The 16742-nt window shown below is 72.7% G+C and carries 13 protein-coding genes; 9 read left to right on the forward strand and 4 right to left on the reverse strand.

Going from position 1 to position 16742, the window contains the following annotated elements; translation table 11 throughout:
- Positions 1–147: 147 nt before the first annotated feature.
- Positions 148–1056 carry a sirohydrochlorin chelatase gene (locus ACIBBD_RS02965; protein WP_399417489.1) on the reverse strand — a complete coding sequence of 303 codons (909 nt, stop codon included), beginning with the start codon at positions 1054–1056 and terminating at the stop codon, positions 148–150.
- Between the two features lie 217 nt (positions 1057–1273).
- Here ACIBBD_RS02965 and ACIBBD_RS02970 point away from each other — a divergent pair, with 217 nt between their 5' ends.
- Positions 1274–1960, forward strand: a complete 687-nt coding sequence (locus tag ACIBBD_RS02970; RefSeq protein ID WP_399417490.1) for a vancomycin high temperature exclusion protein — start codon at positions 1274–1276, stop codon at positions 1958–1960.
- Between the two features lie 126 nt (positions 1961–2086).
- Positions 2087–4405, forward strand: a complete 2319-nt coding sequence (locus ACIBBD_RS02975) for a molybdopterin oxidoreductase family protein (protein ID WP_399417491.1) — start codon at positions 2087–2089, stop codon at positions 4403–4405.
- Between the two features lie 58 nt (positions 4406–4463).
- Here the strand turns inward: ACIBBD_RS02975 and ACIBBD_RS02980 are convergent, their stop codons facing one another.
- Together ACIBBD_RS02980 and ACIBBD_RS02985 are read right to left on the reverse strand one after the other, a co-directional pair.
- A complete protein-coding gene (locus ACIBBD_RS02980; protein ID WP_399417492.1) occupies positions 4464–6251 on the reverse strand; it encodes a tannase/feruloyl esterase family alpha/beta hydrolase in 1788 nt (595 codons plus the stop codon).
- 278 nt (positions 6252–6529) lie between these two features.
- Positions 6530–8176 (reverse strand): M4 family metallopeptidase, encoded by a 1647-nt coding sequence (locus ACIBBD_RS02985; protein WP_399417493.1) that lies wholly within the window; start codon positions 8174–8176, stop codon positions 6530–6532.
- Positions 8177–8308: 132 nt separating this feature from the next.
- On the opposite strand from ACIBBD_RS02985, the gene ACIBBD_RS02990 reads away from it, so the two are divergent.
- From ACIBBD_RS02990 to ACIBBD_RS03005, 4 genes are all read left to right on the forward strand, one after another.
- Complete coding sequence (locus ACIBBD_RS02990) at positions 8309–8743, forward strand: gamma-glutamylcyclotransferase family protein (RefSeq protein ID WP_399417494.1); 435 nt, start codon at positions 8309–8311, stop codon at positions 8741–8743.
- Positions 8744–9039: 296 nt separating this feature from the next.
- Positions 9040–9573, forward strand: a complete 534-nt coding sequence (locus ACIBBD_RS02995) for a hypothetical protein (protein WP_399417495.1) — start codon at positions 9040–9042, stop codon at positions 9571–9573.
- A gap of 165 nt (positions 9574–9738) precedes the next feature.
- A complete protein-coding gene (locus ACIBBD_RS03000; RefSeq protein ID WP_399417496.1) occupies positions 9739–10362 on the forward strand; it encodes a class F sortase in 624 nt (207 codons plus the stop codon).
- Between the two features lie 83 nt (positions 10363–10445).
- On the forward strand, positions 10446–11504 hold the full coding sequence (locus ACIBBD_RS03005) for a S1C family serine protease (protein ID WP_399417497.1): 1059 nt from the start codon (positions 10446–10448) through the stop codon (positions 11502–11504).
- A gap of 41 nt (positions 11505–11545) precedes the next feature.
- Here ACIBBD_RS03005 and ACIBBD_RS03010 read toward each other — a convergent pair whose 3' ends face one another.
- Positions 11546–12328: a sulfite exporter TauE/SafE family protein gene (locus ACIBBD_RS03010; protein ID WP_399417498.1), complete on the reverse strand. Its 783-nt coding sequence runs from the start codon at positions 12326–12328 to the stop codon at positions 11546–11548.
- Positions 12329–12551: 223 nt separating this feature from the next.
- On the opposite strand from ACIBBD_RS03010, the gene ACIBBD_RS03015 reads away from it, so the two are divergent.
- The 3 genes from ACIBBD_RS03015 to nirD are packed head-to-tail and all read left to right on the forward strand — an operon-like array spanning position 12552 to position 16731.
- On the forward strand, positions 12552–13766 hold the full coding sequence (locus ACIBBD_RS03015; protein ID WP_399417499.1) for an NAD(P)/FAD-dependent oxidoreductase: 1215 nt from the start codon (positions 12552–12554) through the stop codon (positions 13764–13766).
- Positions 13766–16375, forward strand: a complete 2610-nt coding sequence (nirB, locus tag ACIBBD_RS03020; protein ID WP_399417500.1) for a nitrite reductase large subunit NirB — start codon at positions 13766–13768, stop codon at positions 16373–16375. Before ACIBBD_RS03015 ends, nirB begins: the two co-directional genes overlap by 1 nt.
- Positions 16372–16731, forward strand: coding sequence for a nitrite reductase small subunit NirD (gene nirD, locus ACIBBD_RS03025; RefSeq protein WP_399417501.1), 360 nt, complete (start codon positions 16372–16374; stop codon positions 16729–16731). The genes nirB and nirD overlap by 4 nt, the downstream gene beginning before the upstream one ends.
- Positions 16732–16742 lie beyond the last annotated feature (11 nt).

Raw genomic sequence — 16742 nt, forward strand, 5'->3', positions numbered from 1 at the left:
AGACCGCCGTCACGCCGTGTTCCCTGCCGGGGCCGGTTCCCGGGGCGCGGGAACCGGGGTCGGCCGCCGTCACGCCCTGTTCCCTGTTCCCTGCCGACGCCGGCTCCGGGCCTCGCTCACCGGGGTCGGCCGCCGGCACGCCCTGTTCTACGCCGAGGCCAGCTCGGGGGCCGCGCTCAGCGGGGTCGTCGACGCCTGGTCGTAGCGGTGCAGGACCAGGCGGGCCATCGCCTCGTGGGTGCCGAGGGGGGCCGAGGCGATCCAGGGGGCGGCCTGCGCGCACTCCGTGGCGAAGCGGCCGGGGGCCGTGAAGTAGGAGGCGATCGCGATGCGGTGGCGGCCTCGGGCGGTCAGGGCGCGTACGGCCGTGGGGACCGTCGGAGCGGCCGTGGTGGCGTAGGCCGGGACCACCGGGACGCCGAGGCGGTCGGCGAGGAGTTGGGCCGTGCGGCGGGTGTCGACGGCGGAGTCGGGGTCGCGGGAGCCGGCCGCGGCGAGGACGACCGCGCTCGTGCGGCGCTCGGACTCCGTCATGCGGGTGCGCCAGCCGGCCTCGACGAGGCGGGCGCACAGGGTGTCCACGAGGAGGGGGTGCGGGCCGAGCGGGGCCGCCACACGCGTGTGCACCGCCACCGCCGCCGCCATCTCCGGGATGTCCCTCTTGACGTGGTAGCCGCGGCTGAGCAGGAGCGGCACGAGGACGGCCTCCGCGGTGCCGCGGGCCTCGAGGCCGGCGAGCGTGTCGCTGAGCAGGGGCTCGTTCAGCTCGATGTGACCGAGGTGCACGGGCAGGTCGGGACGCAGCGCGCGCACACGGTCGAGGAGCGTGCGGACGGTGCTCAGGGCGCGCGGGTCGCGGCTGCCGTGGGCGACGACGACCAGGGCGGGCGGGCCGGGGAGCCGGCGGCCGTCGAGCGAGACGAGGCTGAGCTGGCTGGCGAGCTGGGTGCTGATCCGGTTCATGATGTGCGCCGTACTGTCGAGGTGGGCGCCACCGGGCAGCGGGCTGCCGGGGCGGGGGTCGGACTCGTCGTACATGGAGGGCGACGCCGTCATGTACCGATCCTGACGGCGCGAGGTTGCACTCCCGTTGCGCGACCGTCACGAGTATTTTCCGGGCGTTCACCGCGCGGGCGGCGGCGCTGTGAGGTGTGGATTGTGCGGTTTGCGCAGGTTTATCGGTGTGATCGGGGTGACGCGCGGCGAGGTGAACCGGTTCCTCCCGGAGCGCGTCTTCCCAGGCCGGAGGGGCACCGAACCGGGGGGACATCGCATGAGGATCCGTCGACCGCGGCTGCCGCGCACCCGTACGGGGTGGCGGCGGCTGGTGCAGGGCGTGATGGCCGGCTGCGTGCTCGGGCTGCTGCCGGCCACCTGGCTGCACGTGTCGACGGCGGACCGGCTGGGCACGACGGCCGACGCGCCGCGCACCGAGGTGGCCGTCGTCTTCGGCGCGGGTCTGTGGGACGGCGAGCCGTCGCCGTATCTCGCGCACCGGCTGGACGCGGCGGCCGAGCTGTACCGTGCGGGGCGGATCGAGGTCGTGCTGGTCACCGGGGACAACAGCCGCGAGGACTACGACGAGCCCGACGCGATGCGGACATACCTGACGAAGCACGGCGTCCCCGACGGGCGGATCGTCAGCGACTACGCGGGCTTCGACACCTGGGACTCCTGTGTACGGGCGAAGAAGATCTTCGGAGTGGACCGCGCCGTCCTCATCAGCCAGGACTTCCACGTCCGCCGGGCGGTCGCCCTGTGCGAGGCGGCGGGGGTCCGGTCGTACGGCGTCGGCGTGGCCGCCGTCCACGACGTGACCTGGTACTACGGGGGCACCCGGGAGATCTTCGCGGCCGGCAAGGCGGCGCTGGACGCGGTGTTCGAGCCGGATCCGCGGTTCCTCGGACCGAAGGAGCCGGGAGTGGCCCGGGCCCTGGCCGCGGCCGGACAGCCGGGCTGATCCGAGGGGTCCGCCCGTCCGTCCGCCCGGCCTCACGCCCGGCGGATGCCGTCGGGGAGGTCACCAGCACACCGCCGTAACAGGACGCCGCACGACGCGTAACACGGCCGAAGCACGCTGAAACGCATGCAGACCACCTCGACGCCCACCCATTGTCCCTACTGCGCCCTGCAGTGCGGGATGAATCTGTCGCCCCTGCCACAGGGGGGCGTCGAGGTGGTCGAGCGCGCCGACTTCCCGGTGAACCGGGGCGCGCTCTGCGGCAAGGGCCGTACCGCGCCGGCGGTGCTGTCGTCCCGGGTGCGGCTGACCTCACCGTTGGTGCGCTCCGGCGGCACGCTCGTGCCCGCCACCTGGGACGAGGCGCTCGACCGGATCGCCGGGGAGTTCGCCCGGGTGCGCGCGGAGCACGGGCCCGACGCGCTCGGCGTGTTCGGCGGCGGCGGGCTGACCAACGAGAAGGCGTACACGCTGGGCAAGTTCGCCCGGATCGTGCTCGGCACCTCGCAGATCGACTACAACGGCCGCTTCTGCATGTCGTCCGCGGCGGCGGGCGGGATCAAGGCCTTCGGCCTGGACCGCGGACTGCCGTTCCCGCTGGAGGACATCCCGAGGACGGGCTGTGTGATCCTCGTCGGGTCCAACCTCGCGGAGACCATGCCGCCGTCGCTGCGCTTCTTCAACGAACTGCGCGAGAACGGCGGGACGCTGATCGTCGTCGACCCGCGCCGCACCAAGACCGCCGAGCAGGCCGACCTCCACCTGATGCCCCGCCCCGGCACCGATCTCGCCCTCGCCCTCGGACTGCTGCACCTGGTCGTCGCCGAGGGGCGGGTCGACGAGGAGTACGTCCAGGAGCGGACCGTCGGCTGGGAGGACGCCCGGGCGGCCGCCATGGCCCACTGGCCGGAGTACGTGGAACGGATCACGGGGGTGTCCGTCCCCCAGCTGCGGGAGACCGTCCGGCTGTTCTGCGAGCCGGAGTCCGCGATGGTGCTCACGGCCCGCGGGCCCGAGCAGCAGTCCAAGGGCACCGACACCGTGGGCGCCTGGATCAACCTGTGCCTGGCCACCGGACGCGCCGGACGTCCACTGTCCGGGTACGGCTGCCTGACCGGGCAGGGCAACGGGCAGGGCGGGCGCGAGCACGGCCAGAAGGCCGACCAGCTGCCCGGCTACCGCAAGCTGGACGACCCGGCGGCGCGGGCCCACGTGGCCGAGGTCTGGGGTGTCGACCCGGACTCCCTGCCCGGGCCGGGGCGCAGCGCGTACGAGCTGCTGGACGCCCTGGGGACGGACATCCGCTCCCTGCTGCTGATGGCGTCCAACCCGGTGGTGTCCGCGCCGCGCGCCGCGCACATCGAGGAGCGGATCAGGTCCCTCGACTTCCTCGCCGTGTGCGACGTGGTGCTGTCGGAGACGGCCGCTCTCGCGGACGTGGTGCTGCCGGTCACCCAGTGGGCGGAGGAGACCGGGACGACGACCAACCTGGAGGGGCGTGTGCTGCTGAGGCGGCAGGCGATCACCCCGCCCGAGGGCGTGCGCAGCGACCTGGAGGTCCTGCACGAGCTGGCCGCCCGGCTGGGCGTGGAGAAGGGCTTCCCGACCGACCCCGAGGAGGTCTTCGAGGAGCTGCGCCGGGCCAGTGCGGGCGGCCCCGCCGACTACTCCGGGATCACCTATCGGCGGCTGGTGGAGGAGAACGGCGTGTTCTGGCCGTGCCCGGCGGCCGACGGGACGGGCGGCACGGACGCAACCGGCGGCACGGACACCGCCTCCGGTGGCACGGGTGGTTCCGGTGGCACGGGCGGTTCCGGTGGCACGGACGGTTCGGGCGGCACGTACGGTGCCGGTGACCCCGCCGACTGCGAGGACGCCTCGCTGGACGCGGGTGCGGACGACCCGGCGCGCGACGACGAGCGCGACGTCCCGTCCGCGCACCCCGGGACGCCCCGGCTCTTCCTCGACCGGTTCGCCACGCCGGACGGCCGGGCGCGCTTCGTGCCCGTCTCGCACCGGCCCGTCGCCGAGGAACCCGACGACGAGTACCCCGTGCTGCTCACCACCGGCCGGGTCGTCGCCCAGTACCAGTCCGGCGCCCAGACCCGGCGCGTGGACGAGCTGAACGCCGCCGCGCCCGGCCCGTTCGTGGAACTGCACCCGCGGCTCGCGGCCCGGCTCGGCGCGGCCGAGGGCGATCCGGTGGCCGTCGTCTCGCGGCGGGGCCGGGCGGTGGCGCCGGCCAGGATCACCACCGGCATCCGCCCCGACACCGTCTTCATGCCCTTCCACTGGCCGGGCGAGGGCCGCGCCAACACCCTCACCAACCCGGCGCTCGACCCGACGTCGCGCATGCCGGAGTTCAAGGTGTGCGCGGTGCGGGTGGAGGCGGTGAGCCGTAGCCGGGCCGGCCGGCCCCTGCGGCCGCGCCGTGCCGAGTCGTGAGCAGGGCCGGTGCCCCACGGGGGGACACCGGCCCTGTTCGCCCTCCTGACCAGGGCGTCTACACGGCGCCGGCCCGCGCCGTCAGCCAGGTACGGGTCGGGCGGCACTCCAGCTTGCCGTCCACGACCTTGCACCAGGTCTGGTAGCCGTGCGAGTACAGGCGCTCGCCCAGCCAGTGGTAGTCGTCGGCGTCCGGACGGGCCGACGGCGTGTACGCGACGAAGTTGGCGGCGTCGTCGATGCTTCCCGTGCCGTCGTAGCGGGCGACCCTGGGGTACGGGTACACCGGGCGGGTACGCGTCACGGATCCGTCCGTGACGTTGGAGGCGACGATCTTCCCGGGCTGGGTGGCGCTCTCCGCCCAGGCCATCACCGGGGTGAGGACGTCGAAGGTGTTGGGGCCCGCGCCGCCGCTGCAGTGGGCCACTCCGGGGAAGAGGTACAGCTTGGCGAACCGGTCGACCGTGGCGGCGCCCATCGTCTCGCGCATCGCGTCGTAGTAGGCCAGCGTGCCCTGCGGGGAGATGTGCTGGTCGTTCCAGCCGTGCCACAGCAGCAGCTTGCCGCCGCTCTTGCGGAAGGCGCTGAGGTCGGGGTCGGTCGCGGCGAGGTAGGAGGAGGACTGGACCGTCTTCCAGAACGACTCCGCCGTGAACTCGAGGTCGGAGAGCTGGAAGCCGGGGTTCGGGGCGTTGGTGTGGGCGAGGTAGCGGGCGAAGGACGTCACGAAGTTCTCGCTGGCCACGGTCTGGCCCTGCCTCGCCGGCACGAACAGCGTCCACTCCAGTTCGGAGCCCCACTCGTGGGAGATCGCGACCTCCAGGCGCCTGCCCTGCGCGTCCGTGGCGCCGTCGTGCAGCCGCTGGACCACGGCGGCCTGCGCCGCGGTCAGACAGGTCGACGCGTCCTGGCCCGCCGCGCACACCAGGGTCGTGGGGTCGAAGTCGCAGCGGCGCGGGTCGTCGAGGAGCCCGTCCGTCAGGCCGTCCAGCGCGTCGCAGGCGTCGAGCACGGCCCGGTGGATCAGGGGCAGCTTGTCGGCGAGCAGGATGTAGTCGCCGTTCTCGTCCTTGTTGGTGAGGACGTTCCAGGCGTGGTGGAAGGTGTTCTGGACGACCATGTTGTTCGCGGGCGCTCCGGCGGCGATGCCGTCGAAGTCGTCGGGATAGCGCTGCGCCTCCATCAGCGCCTCACGGCCGCCGTCCGAGCAGCCGGTGAAGTACGAGTACGCGGGCCGCCGGCCGTAGAACTCCTCGATGAGCGCCTTGGCGACCTGGGCGGTGACGTGGACGCCCCGGTAGGCGAAGTCGATCTGCGCCTGCGGGTTGTCCAGCGCCCAGGAGCCGTCGTTCTGGCCCTGGTGGCCCATGTCGGTGGTGGCGCTCGCGACCGTGCCGTCCTGGACGACCGGACAGCCGGCCGCCTGGCCGTAGTTGATGTTCGCGCTGCCGCACAGGCCGCCGCAGCCGGTCTGGACGTAGCGCTGGGTCCAGCCCTCGACGGGCAGGCGCACGACGATGGTGTTCGCCGGGGCGACGGTGCCGCGCACCTCGCAGTAGGGGGCGGCCGCGCCGGTGGTCACGACCGTCGCGGAACGGATGGTGACCGGTGCGTCGGTGACCCCGTCCAGGTCGAGGCCGGTCACGTCGGCGCAGGCCCGCACCGGCTTCACCGCGGGCAGTTTCTCCAGTCCGTCCGCCGTGTACACGCGGCGGGACTCCGGCGCGGCGGCGGAGCCGACGGCGGTGACCGGTACCAGCACCGCCGCGAGCAGCGCGGCCGCGCAGGCGCCGGCGACCGATTTCGCTCCGCCACGGACGAAGAACCGTCCGAAGGACCAGCGCATGGGTTCCCCTCTCGATGTGGGTGCGTCGCTCGGGGGAGCGAGGGTGCGTCGAGCGGGTAGCGTGGCCTACGCCAGAGATATCGTCAACAATTTACGCAACAATTTTTGGAACCGGTGCGCACCCGGCTTCCGTACGCCCCGCGCCACCGCGGCGGCGGCAGGGCCGGGCCGGGGCGTCCGGGAGGACGCCCGTGCCGCAGGCGCACTCCGCCCTCGCCGAGAAGGCCGGCGCCCTCGACAGGGCGCCGGCCTTCGGTGTGCCGTGGGTCGGTGCGCGCTCAGTTCACGTTGACCGCGCTCCAGGCCGCCGCGACCGCGTCGTACTCGGTGCTGCCGGCGCCGTAGAGGTCGCGGGCCGCGCTGAGGGTGGCCGTGCGGGCGCCCGCGTAGGTGGTGGAGGACGTCATGTAGACCGTCAGGGCCCGGTACCAGATCGCGCCGAGCTTGTCCCGGCCGATGCCGGTCACCGTGGAGCCGTTGGAGGTCGGGGAGTCGTAGGTGACGCCGTTGACGGTCTTCGTGCCGCTGCCCTCCGCCAGGAGGTACGCGAAGTGGTTGGCGACGCCCGAGGAGTAGTGGACGTCCAGGGCGCCCACCGCACTGCTCCAGTAGTCGGCGGATCTGCCGTCCCGGGAGGGCTTGTCCATGTAGCGCAGGGCGTCCCGGCCGAAGCCGGAGCGGACGATCTTCTCGCCGATCAGGTAGTCACCGGCGTCGGAGGCGTTGTCCGCGTGGAACTCCACCAGCGTGCCGAAGATGTCGGAGGTCGCCTCGTTCAGGCCGCCGGACTCGCCCGAGTAGGTCAGGTTGGCCGTCTTCGAGGTCACACCGTGGGTCATCTCATGGCCGGCCACGTCGAGCGAAACCAGCGGGCCGAGCTGGGTGCCGTCACCGTCGCCGTAGGTCATGCAGAAGCAACTGTCGTCCCAGAAGGCGTTGTTGTAGCTGTTGCCGTAGTGGACACGGTTGTAGGAGCCCTTGCCGTCGTTGCCGATGCCGTTGCGGCCGTGGACGTTCTTGTAGTAGTCCCAGGTCACGTCCGTGCCGTACTGGGCGTCGACGGCGGCCGTCGCGCGGTCGCCGGCCGCGCCGGTGCCCCAGTGGTTGTCGGCGTCCGTGAAGACGGTCGAGGGGGCGCGGCTGATGCAGATGCCGAAGATGCACAGGTCGGTCTTGTTGGCCGCGTCGCCGGTGTAGGTGTTGCCGCGGGTGGCGTCCTTGAGCTGGTAGGCGGAGCCCGAGAGGGTCGTCTCCAGCGGGACCGTGCCGCCGTACAGGGACTTGCCGTCGCCCGACGCGGTCTCCAGGGTGTCCCAGGCGTCGATCTGGGCGCCGGAGCGGGCGTCGGTCAGCACGGCGCGCGCGACCGGGTTGCCGGCGGAGTCCAGGGCCGCGACGTTCGTCTGCCAGGCCAGCCTGGGGGCGCCGTGCAGGGCGTCGACGACCAGGCGGGGCTTGGCGGTGAGCTTCTTCAGGGTCTCGCCGAGGTGCGCGGCGCGCAGGGCGTTCGCGGCGACGTCGGCGGCCTGCGGGGCGGAGAGGGCCGGGGTGACGGTGGCGAGCGAGATCGCGTACGTCGTCGCCCGGTTCGCGCCTCGGTAGGTGCCGTCGGGTGCCAGGTGGAGCACGAAGTCACCGCCGAGCACGGGGAGTTGGCGGTAGGTGCGGTCGTAGCGGACGTGCTGGGTGCCGTCCTTGTCGACGATGACGTCCCGGACGCCGGTCTTCTGGTCGGCGGTCAGCCCCAGGCTCGCGGCGCGCTCGGCCAGGACCGAGGCCGCGTTGTCGATCGCGGTGGCCCGGCTCGGCCTGTCGGCCGCGTCGGCGGCTGGGGTGAGTACGGCGGCCAGGAGGGTGGCGGTGGTGGCGGCGATGCCGGCGGTGGCGAGGCGGGAACCTCGGGCGTGCTGCCGTATCCGGCTCATCGGTCTCCTCGGTAGGGGCGCCGTGGGGGGCGCGTGGGGTGGCGCTGAGGTGGTCCTGAGATTTAAGAGGGCATGACATGTCATGTCCATAGCGCCCACGTGCGGGACCGGTGAGAGGAGAGAATCGTTTCCGTGACCGTTCCGGAACTGCCCTTCTTCGTCTACGGCACCCTGCGCCCGGGCGAGGTCAACCACGACCTGCTCCTGCGCGGCCGCACCCGCGCCGAGGAGCCCGCCCGCCTGCGGGACGCGGTGCTCTACGACGGCCCCGGCTACCCGTACGTGGTCGAGGAGCCCGGCGGGGTGGTCGCCGGCGACCTCGTCACGGCGCTCCCGAAGGCGTACGGGCGGCTGCTCGCCGAGCTGGACCGACTGGAGGAGTACCGGCCGGGTGACCCGCGCAACCTGTACGAACGGGTGGCGCGGGAGGTGGTCCGGGGCGGCGACGGGCGGCCGGTGCGGGCCTGGGTCTACGTCGCCGCGCCGGGAGTTGCCACGGGTCTGCGGGCGCGCGGGAAGCTGATCGAGGGAGGAGACTGGCGCGAGCGCGGTGGACCGGCGCGGTAAAGAAGAAGATGGCGCGGGCGCGGTGGACCGGCGCGGTGACGGCGGTCACCCGTTCACCCTCCCTTCCGCCGCTTTTCCGCCGACCCCTCTCCGTACGGTGATGACCTGCTGAAACGCCCGCGCCCACCCGCCTGCCGCACTCCGGTCCGACACCCGTTCATCCCCTTTCTGACAGATCCTCAGCAAGCGCGCTCGCGTCGCTGCCACTTATCTCGGAAGGGCAGGGACGCGACCGACGCAGCGGCGCACGGAGGTGCCGCGGGCCGTGCCCCTCGACGAGCTCATGAGGAGCACCGATGCCACGTACCGCCGCCCGACTGCTGACCGGCACCGCGTTCGCCGTCGCCGCCGCGGCCGGCCACGCCGTGCCCGCGTACGGCGCCGACGGCGGCACCGGCGGCCTGAAGGTGTCCCCCTCCAGCGCGGTGCCGGGCGACCAGGTCACCGTGACCACGGCGGCCTGCGGTGACGGCGGTTCGGCGGCCGGCGACGCCGGCGCGGTGGGCGCCGGACGCTTCACGCTGGCGCCCGGCGCGCACAAGGGTGAGGCGGTCGCGCGGTTCCGGGTGCCGCCGAGCGCGCAGCAGGGGACGTACGAGATCGTCGCGCAGTGCGCCGAGGACGGGCGGAAGATCACCGGGGACCTGGTGGTGACGCTGAGTCCCGTGCCGCAGCAGCAGGTGTATCCGCGAGGAAGTGTGAAGACGGGGGTCGGCGGCGCACTGGGCCCCGATCCCGTGCTGACCGCGGCCGGCGTGGCGGCGCTCGCCGTCGCCGCCGCGGGCGGTACCTGGCTCCTGCATCGCCGGGCGAGAGGCGACGGGATCTGACGGGCACCCTCCGCTGTCCGTCCGCCGGTACCGCATGTCCCCTCCCCCTCCGGGTCCGACGCCCCTCGCGGCCCGGAGGGGGGCACGGGGTCCCGCTCACCGCGAGGTTCTCCGGATGCCGGGGGCCTCGGACGCCTCGGATGCCTCACCGAGAGGGGTTTTTGGATGCGCAGGGTCGGCAACACCGCCATAGCCACCGTGACCGTGGTCTCCCTCTGCTCGGGCGCGTGGCTGCTGCACAGCGCCGCCGGGACACACGCACCGCCGCAGCCGTCCGCGGCCCAGGCCCACCCCGGCCAGCGCGACCCGCGCTCCGCGCCCGCGCTGCCGCCCTCCCCGCCCGACCGCATCCGCATCCCGTCGATCCGCGTGGACGCGCCCCTGACGGGCCTGGGGCTGACGGAGTCCGGCAGCCTCGACGTCCCGCCGGCCGACCGCGAGAACCTCGCCGGCTGGTACGAGGCCGGCACCACCCCCGGCGAGACCGGCACCGCGATCGTCGCCGGCCATGTCGACAACGCCGACGGTCCCGCCGTCTTCTACGACCTGGGCGCGCTGCGACGGGGCGCCACGATCGAGGTGGACCGGCGGGACGGCGGGGTCGCGGTGTTCACCGTGGACGCGGTCGAGGTGTACGACGCGCGCGCCTTTCCCGACGCGAAGGTGTACGGGGCCGCGGGGCGGCCCGAGTTGCGGGTCATCACCTGCGGCGGTGGGTATTCACCGGCGACCGGATATCAGGGGAACGTGGTGGTCTTCGCGCATCTCACGGGCAGTCGCCCGAGCTGATCGACGTTCTTTTCCGTCACCGCGACAGGTGATTTCAGCGGCTTTATCCTGGATGGGGCAGTTCATTGCAGCGGGGAGGCCCTATGAGGCCGACAGTCAGAATGTGGGGCGCTGCCGTATCGGCCCTCACCCTGGCCCTGGGGGTCACGGGGACTTCGGCGAGGGCGGACGATCCGGACGAGATCTTCGAGAAGGTCTCCCCCGCGACCGTCCAGGTTCTGGGGAACGACCTCAGCGGCACGGGCGTCATCTACGACGCCGACAACGGTCTCATCGTCACCAACGCCCATGTGGTCGTCGGCCAGAGCGCGTTGCGGGTCCGTATAGAGGACCGGGAACCCGTGCCGGTCCGGCTGATGGGCAGCGACCCGTGCGAGGACCTGGCCGTTCTGAAACTCCAGACACCGCAGGAGGACCTGGGCGAGGTGGAGTTCGGGAACAGCGGCGACCTGCGGCAGGGGGACGAGGTGACGGCGATCGGCTACCCGGAGGCGGCCGGTGAGACGAGCCGCCAGAAGGCCGTCCTCACGGACGGGGTGGTCCAGTCGCCGGACGTCGCCCAGACCGGCGAGATCAGCGCGCCCAACCTGCCGTCCACGGTGCAGCATTCGGCGACGCTCAACAGCGGCAATTCCGGGGGCCCGCTGCTGAACAGCGAGTCACAACTGGTGGGAATCAACACGTTCAGTCTCAGCGGCACCGAGGGGCAGTACTACTCCATCAGCAGTGACCACGCCGAACCCGTCGTCAAGGAACTGGCCGACGGCAGGAGCAAGAACAATCCCGGATGGGACCTGGTCGCCACGTCCGATCCTCAGTTCGCCTCGCACTTCGAGGAGGAAGCAGAAGCGAGGAAGCTGCAGAAGCGGCTCCAGAACAACGGGATCGACGGTCTCTACGTGGCGTACGTGGCCGGCAACTCCCCCGCGAGCGAGGCGGACGTGGCGAACGGCGACGTCATCACCCAGCTCAAGGACACGGTGGTGACGACCGTCCCGGAGGTGTGCGGCATTCTCCAGTCGTCCGCGGCCGGTGAGAAGCTCGGCGTCGACGGGGTCTTCACGACCGACATCACGTTCGACGACGGGACGAAGGTCTCGTTCGGCGACCCCTGGCACGTCGACATGACCCTCAAGGAATGAGCCCCGTCGCCCGACCCAGGGATGAGCCCCGCCGTCCGGCCTCACGCCACCCACTGCTCGTACGCCAGATCGGCCACCAGCGCGAACACCACCGTCAGCAGCACCACCCGCACGAACCCGCTGCCCTTCTTCAGCGCCGTCCGCGCGCCCAGCATGCCGCCCGCCAGATTGAAGGCGGCCATCGGCACGGCCAGTTGCCACAGCACGGCTCCCTGCCAGGCGAACATCGCGAGGGCGCCCGCGTTGGTGCAGCAGTTGACGATCTTGGCGGTGGCGGAGGCGGTCACCAGGTCGAGGTGGAGGACGGCGGTCAGGGCGAGGACGAGGAAGGTGCCGGTGCCGGGGCCGACCAAACCGTCGTAGAAGCCGATGCCGAGGCCCGCGAGGCCGATCGCGGCGAGGACGCGGCGGGGACCCGCCGGGCCGGTCGCGGGGGCGGTGCCGAAGGCGGGGCGCAGGATGACGAACGCGGCCACGCCGAGCAGCACCACCATGATCACCGGCTTGAGGACGTCGGTGCTCATCCCGGCCGCGAAGAAGGCCCCCGCCGACGAGCCGGCGAGCGCCGCCAGCCCGATCCGGACGGCCACGCCCACGTCGACGGGCGCCTTGCGGGCGTAGGTCACCGCCGCCCCGGCCGTGCCGACGATCGCCACCGCCTTGTTGGTGCCGAGCGCGTGCGCGGCCGGGGTGCCGGCCGGCAGACCGAGCAGCAGCACCGGGAGCAGAAGGAGCCCGCCACCGCCGACCACGGCGTCGATCCAGCCGGCCGCGAGGGCCGCGAGACAGAGGACGACCACCATGGTCAGGGGTATGTCGGGCATGCCCGCGACCCTACGGGAACGGATACATGCCCCGTCCATCGACCTGAGCGGATTCTGAGGTTGGACGCGACGCCGGGCACCCGCCCGCCCAGCACCTCACGCCCGCCCCGCACCGCCGCCCGAAAACCCTCACACCCCCCTCCCGTCGCCGCTGAGGGCAGCGTTCCTCGCGGGAAACAACCGTGATGCGGCCGGGAAACCTCCGCACCGCACGCTCGATCGCATGACCTCGAATTCGCGTGTGGTGGTGATCGGCGCCGGCCTCGCGGGCGTACGACTCGCCCGGCGGCTCGGTGAGCTCGGTGCGCCCGCGGTACTGATCGGCGAGGAGGAGCACGTCCCGTACAACCGGGTCCTGCTCGCCGAGGTGCTGGCGGGACGGTACGCCCCCGAGGTGATCGCGCTGCCCGCGCCCGCCGAGCTGGTCCGGGCCCGTGTCACCGGCGTCGACCGTGCCCGGCGCACCGTCGCCTGTGCCGACGGCTCGGAGATCGCATACGACACGCTCGTGCTGGCCACCGGCTCCAACCCGGTGCTGCCGCCGCTGCGCGGCCTGTTCACCCCCGACCACGTGCTGCCGGAGGGCGTCCACGCCTTCCGCACCATGGACGACTGCCTGGGCCTGTCCAAGGCGGTCCGGCCGGGGGTGCGGGCGGTCGTGATCGGCGGCGGACTCCTCGGGGTCTCCGCGGCCCGCGCGCTCGCCGTACGCGGCGCGCAGGTCGTCCTCGCCCAGCAGTCCGAGCGGCTCATGGAGCGTCAGCTCGACCCGGGCGCCTCCCGGCTCGTCCTGCGGCACCTGAGGGACCTCGGTGTCGAGGTGCACACCGAGTGCCGGGTGCGGGACGTGCGCTGCGTCGGCGGCGCGGTCCGCTCGGTGGAGATGGCCGACGGGTACGCCCTCGACGCCGACCTGGTGGTGCTGGCCTGCGGGGTCCACCCGCGCGCCGGTCTCGCCAAGGCCGCCGGGCTCGCCGTCGGCAAGGGCGTCCTCGTCGACGACGAACTGCGCACCTCCGACCCGCACATCCGCGCGATCGGCGACTGCGCCCAGCACGACGGGAACGTGTACGGCCTCGCCGCCCCCGCCCTCGAACAGGCGGACGTGCTGGCCGAGGCGCTGACCGGGAACACCGGCGCCCGTTACACCGGCACCCGTGCCCTGACTCGCCTCACGCTCCACGGACACACCGCCTTCGACCTCGCCGCGTTCGGCGAGACCGAGGCGCGCCCCGGCGACGACGTCGTGCAGCTCGCCGACGCCACCCGCGGCACCTACCGCAAGGTCGTCGTCCGCGACGACCGCCTGGTCGGCGGGGTGCTCGTCGGCGAACTCGGCACCGTCGGCGCGCTCGCGCGCGCCTGGGAGGGAGCAGAGCCGCTCCCGTCCGACGGCGGCCCCCTGCTCCACCTGCTCACCAACGATGGAGGCTCCTGATGACCGCCACCCTGGGGGCCACCCCCACGATCGTGCTCGTCGGCCACGGCATGGTCGGCCAGCGCTTCCTCGAAGCGCTCGCCGAGCGCGGCCTGACCGCCACGCACCGCGTGGTCGTGCTGTGCGAGGAGCCGCGCCCGGCGTACGACCGCGTCCAGCTCACCTCGTACTTCTCGGGCAGGACGCCCGAGGACCTCTCCATGACCGACATGGAGTTCATCAAGGACCACGGCATCGAGCTGTACGTCGGTGACCCGGCCGAGACGATCGACCGGGACGCCCGCAAGGTGACCGCCCGCTCCGGCCTGACCGTCGACTACGACGTCCTGGTCCTGGCCACCGGCTCCTACCCGTTCGTCCCGCCGGTCCCGCACAAGGACGCCGAGGGCTGCTTCGTCTACCGCACGATCGAGGACCTGCTCGCGATCGAGGAGTACGCGAAGACCCGCGCCACCACGGGCGCCGTGGTCGGCGGCGGTCTGCTCGGTCTGGAGGCCGCGGGCGCGCTGAAGGGCCTGGGCCTCAACGCCCACATCGTGGAGTTCGCGCCCCGGCTGATGCCCGTCCAGGTCGACGAGGGCGGCGGCGCCGCGCTGCTGCGCACCATCGAGGACATGGGCCTGTCCGTCCACACCGGCGTGGGCACCCAGGAGATCGTGGTCGGCGAGGACGGCGCGGTCACCGGCATGAAGCTGTCCGACGGCTCCGAACTCGCCACCGACATGGTGGTGTTCTCCGCCGGTGTCCGCCCCCGCGACCAGCTGGCCCGCGACTGCGGCCTGACGGTCGGCGAGCGCGGCGGCATCGCCGTCGACGAGCAGTGCCGGACGGTCGCCGACCCGCACGTCTTCGCGATCGGTGAGTGCGCGCTGGCCGCCGACGGCCGGGTGTACGGCCTGGTCGCGCCCGGTTACGAGCAGGCCGAGACGGTCGCCGCGACGATCGCCGCCGACGAGGCGTCCTTCACCGGCGCCGACCTCTCCACCAAGCTGAAGCTGCTCGGCGTGGACGTGGCCTCCTTCGGCGACGCGCACGGCGCCACCGAGGACTGCCTCGACGTCGTCTACTCCGACTCCCGCTCGGGCCTGTACAAGAAGCTGGTCATCGGCCGCGACGGCACGCTGCTCGGCGGCATCCTGGTCGGCGACGCGGAGGCCTACGGCACCCTGAAAGCCTTCACCGGCTCGGTCCCGCCGGTCTCGCCCGAGGCGCTGGTGCTGCCCGCCGGCGCCGGTGCCCCGGCCCAGCTCGGGCCGTCGGCCCTCCCCGACGACGCGATCATCTGCTCCTGCCACAACGTCTCCAAGGGCGCGATCCGCGGCGCGGTCACCGACCACCAGTGCACGACCGTGCCCGAGGTCAAGAAGTGCACCAAGGCCGGCACCGGCTGCGGCTCCTGCGTCAAGGTCCTCGGCCAGCTCGTCACCGCCGAGCTGGAGGCCAGCGGCGTCGTCGTCGACAAGGGCCTGTGCGCCTGCTTCTCGCAGACCCGCGAGGAGCTCTACGAGATCGTCCTCGCCCTGCGCATCAACACCTACCAGGACCTCCTCGACCGCTACGGCCGCGAGGACGCCCGGGGCGGCGACGGCTGCGACATCTGCAAGCCCGCGGTCGCCTCGATCATCGCCTCCCTCGCCCCGACGATCGGCGCGAGCGGCTACGTCCTCGACGGCGAGCAGGCGGCCCTGCAGGAGACCAACGACCACTTCCTCGCCAACCTGCAGAAGAACGGCTCGTACTCGGTCGTCCCGCGCATCCCCGGCGGTGAGATCACCCCCGAGGGCCTGATCGTGATCGGCGAGATCGCCCGCGACTTCGGCCTCTACACGAAGATCACCGGCGGTCAGCGGATCGACATGTTCGGCGCCCGCGTCGAACAGCTCCCGCTGATCTGGACCCGGCTGGTCGACGCCGGCTTCGAGTCGGGCCACGCCTACGGCAAGTCGCTGCGCACGGTGAAGTCCTGCGTCGGCCAGACCTGGTGCCGCTACGGCGTCCAGGACTCCGTCCGCATGGCGATCGACCTGGAGCTGCGCTACCGGGGCCTGCGCTCCCCGCACAAGCTGAAGTCGGCGGTCTCCGGCTGCCAGCGCGAGTGCGCGGAGGCCCAGTCGAAGGACTTCGGCGTGATCGCCACCGCCAACGGCTGGAACCTGTACGTCGGCGGCAACGGCGGCGCCACCCCGCGCCACGCGGACCTGCTCGCCCAGGACCTGTCCGACGCCGAGCTGATCCGCCTGATCGACCGGTTCCTGATGTTCTACATCCGCACCGCCGACCGCCTGGAGCGCACCTCCACCTGGCTGGAGCGGATCCCCGGCGGCCTGGACCACGTCCGGGACGTGGTCGTGGAGGACTCCCTCGGCATCTGCGAGGAGCTGGAGTCCCTGATGGCGGCGCACGTCGCGCACTACGCCGACGAGTGGGCCACCACCATCAACGACCCCGAGAAGCTGGCCCGGTTCGTGTCGTTCGTGAACGCGCCGGACACCCCCGACCCGGTCGTCGGCTTCGTCCCCGAGCGCGACCAGATCAAGCCCGACCTGCCGCTGCTCTCCATCGGCATGCGGCCCACGGAAGACGTCCTGGAAGGAAGCGCCCAGCGATGACCCTGGCACCCGAGACGACCGACCTGAAGGTCCAGCTGAAGCTGGACTCCGGCGCGGACGACTGGTTCACGGTCTGCGACCTGACCCGGCTCGTCCCCGGCCGTGGCGTGGCCGCCCTGCTGCCGGACGGCCGCCAGGTCGCCCTGTTCCGCGACCGGGCCGGCACCCTGTACGCCATCGACAACCGCGACCCGTTCAGCGGGGCGGCCGTCCTCTCCCGCGGCCTGACCGGCGCCCACCAGGGCCGCCCGTTCGTCGCCTCGCCCCTGCTCAAGCAGCGTTTCGACCTGCTCAGCGGGCAGTGCCTGGACGACGAGTCGGTACGCGTCGCCACCTACGAGGTGCGGGCGGCCTGACGGCCGGCTCC

This window comes from Streptomyces sp. NPDC051315, assembly GCF_044455165.1.
Classification (GTDB): Bacteria; Actinomycetota; Actinomycetes; order Streptomycetales; family Streptomycetaceae; genus Streptomyces.

What these genes read in the sequence shown, in the direction of transcription:
- ACIBBD_RS02965 (WP_399417489.1), bottom strand. Translation starts at nt 1,056, where the DNA reads ATGACGGCGTCGCCCTCCATGTACGACGAGTCCGACCCCCGCCCCGGC.
- ACIBBD_RS02970 (WP_399417490.1), top strand. Translation starts at nt 1,274, where the DNA reads ATGAGGATCCGTCGACCGCGGCTGCCGCGCACCCGTACGGGGTGGCGG.
- ACIBBD_RS02975 (WP_399417491.1), top strand. Translation starts at nt 2,087, where the DNA reads ATGCAGACCACCTCGACGCCCACCCATTGTCCCTACTGCGCCCTGCAG.
- ACIBBD_RS02980 (WP_399417492.1), bottom strand. Translation starts at nt 6,251, where the DNA reads ATGCGCTGGTCCTTCGGACGGTTCTTCGTCCGTGGCGGAGCGAAATCG.
- ACIBBD_RS02985 (WP_399417493.1), bottom strand. Translation starts at nt 8,176, where the DNA reads ATGAGCCGGATACGGCAGCACGCCCGAGGTTCCCGCCTCGCCACCGCC.
- ACIBBD_RS02995 (WP_399417495.1), top strand. Translation starts at nt 9,040, where the DNA reads ATGCCACGTACCGCCGCCCGACTGCTGACCGGCACCGCGTTCGCCGTC.
- ACIBBD_RS03000 (WP_399417496.1), top strand. Translation starts at nt 9,739, where the DNA reads ATGCGCAGGGTCGGCAACACCGCCATAGCCACCGTGACCGTGGTCTCC.
- ACIBBD_RS03005 (WP_399417497.1), top strand. Translation starts at nt 10,446, where the DNA reads ATGAGGCCGACAGTCAGAATGTGGGGCGCTGCCGTATCGGCCCTCACC.
- ACIBBD_RS03010 (WP_399417498.1), bottom strand. Translation starts at nt 12,328, where the DNA reads ATGCCCGACATACCCCTGACCATGGTGGTCGTCCTCTGTCTCGCGGCC.
- ACIBBD_RS03015 (WP_399417499.1), top strand. Translation starts at nt 12,552, where the DNA reads ATGACCTCGAATTCGCGTGTGGTGGTGATCGGCGCCGGCCTCGCGGGC.
- nirB (WP_399417500.1), top strand. Translation starts at nt 13,766, where the DNA reads ATGACCGCCACCCTGGGGGCCACCCCCACGATCGTGCTCGTCGGCCAC.
- nirD (WP_399417501.1), top strand. Translation starts at nt 16,372, where the DNA reads ATGACCCTGGCACCCGAGACGACCGACCTGAAGGTCCAGCTGAAGCTG.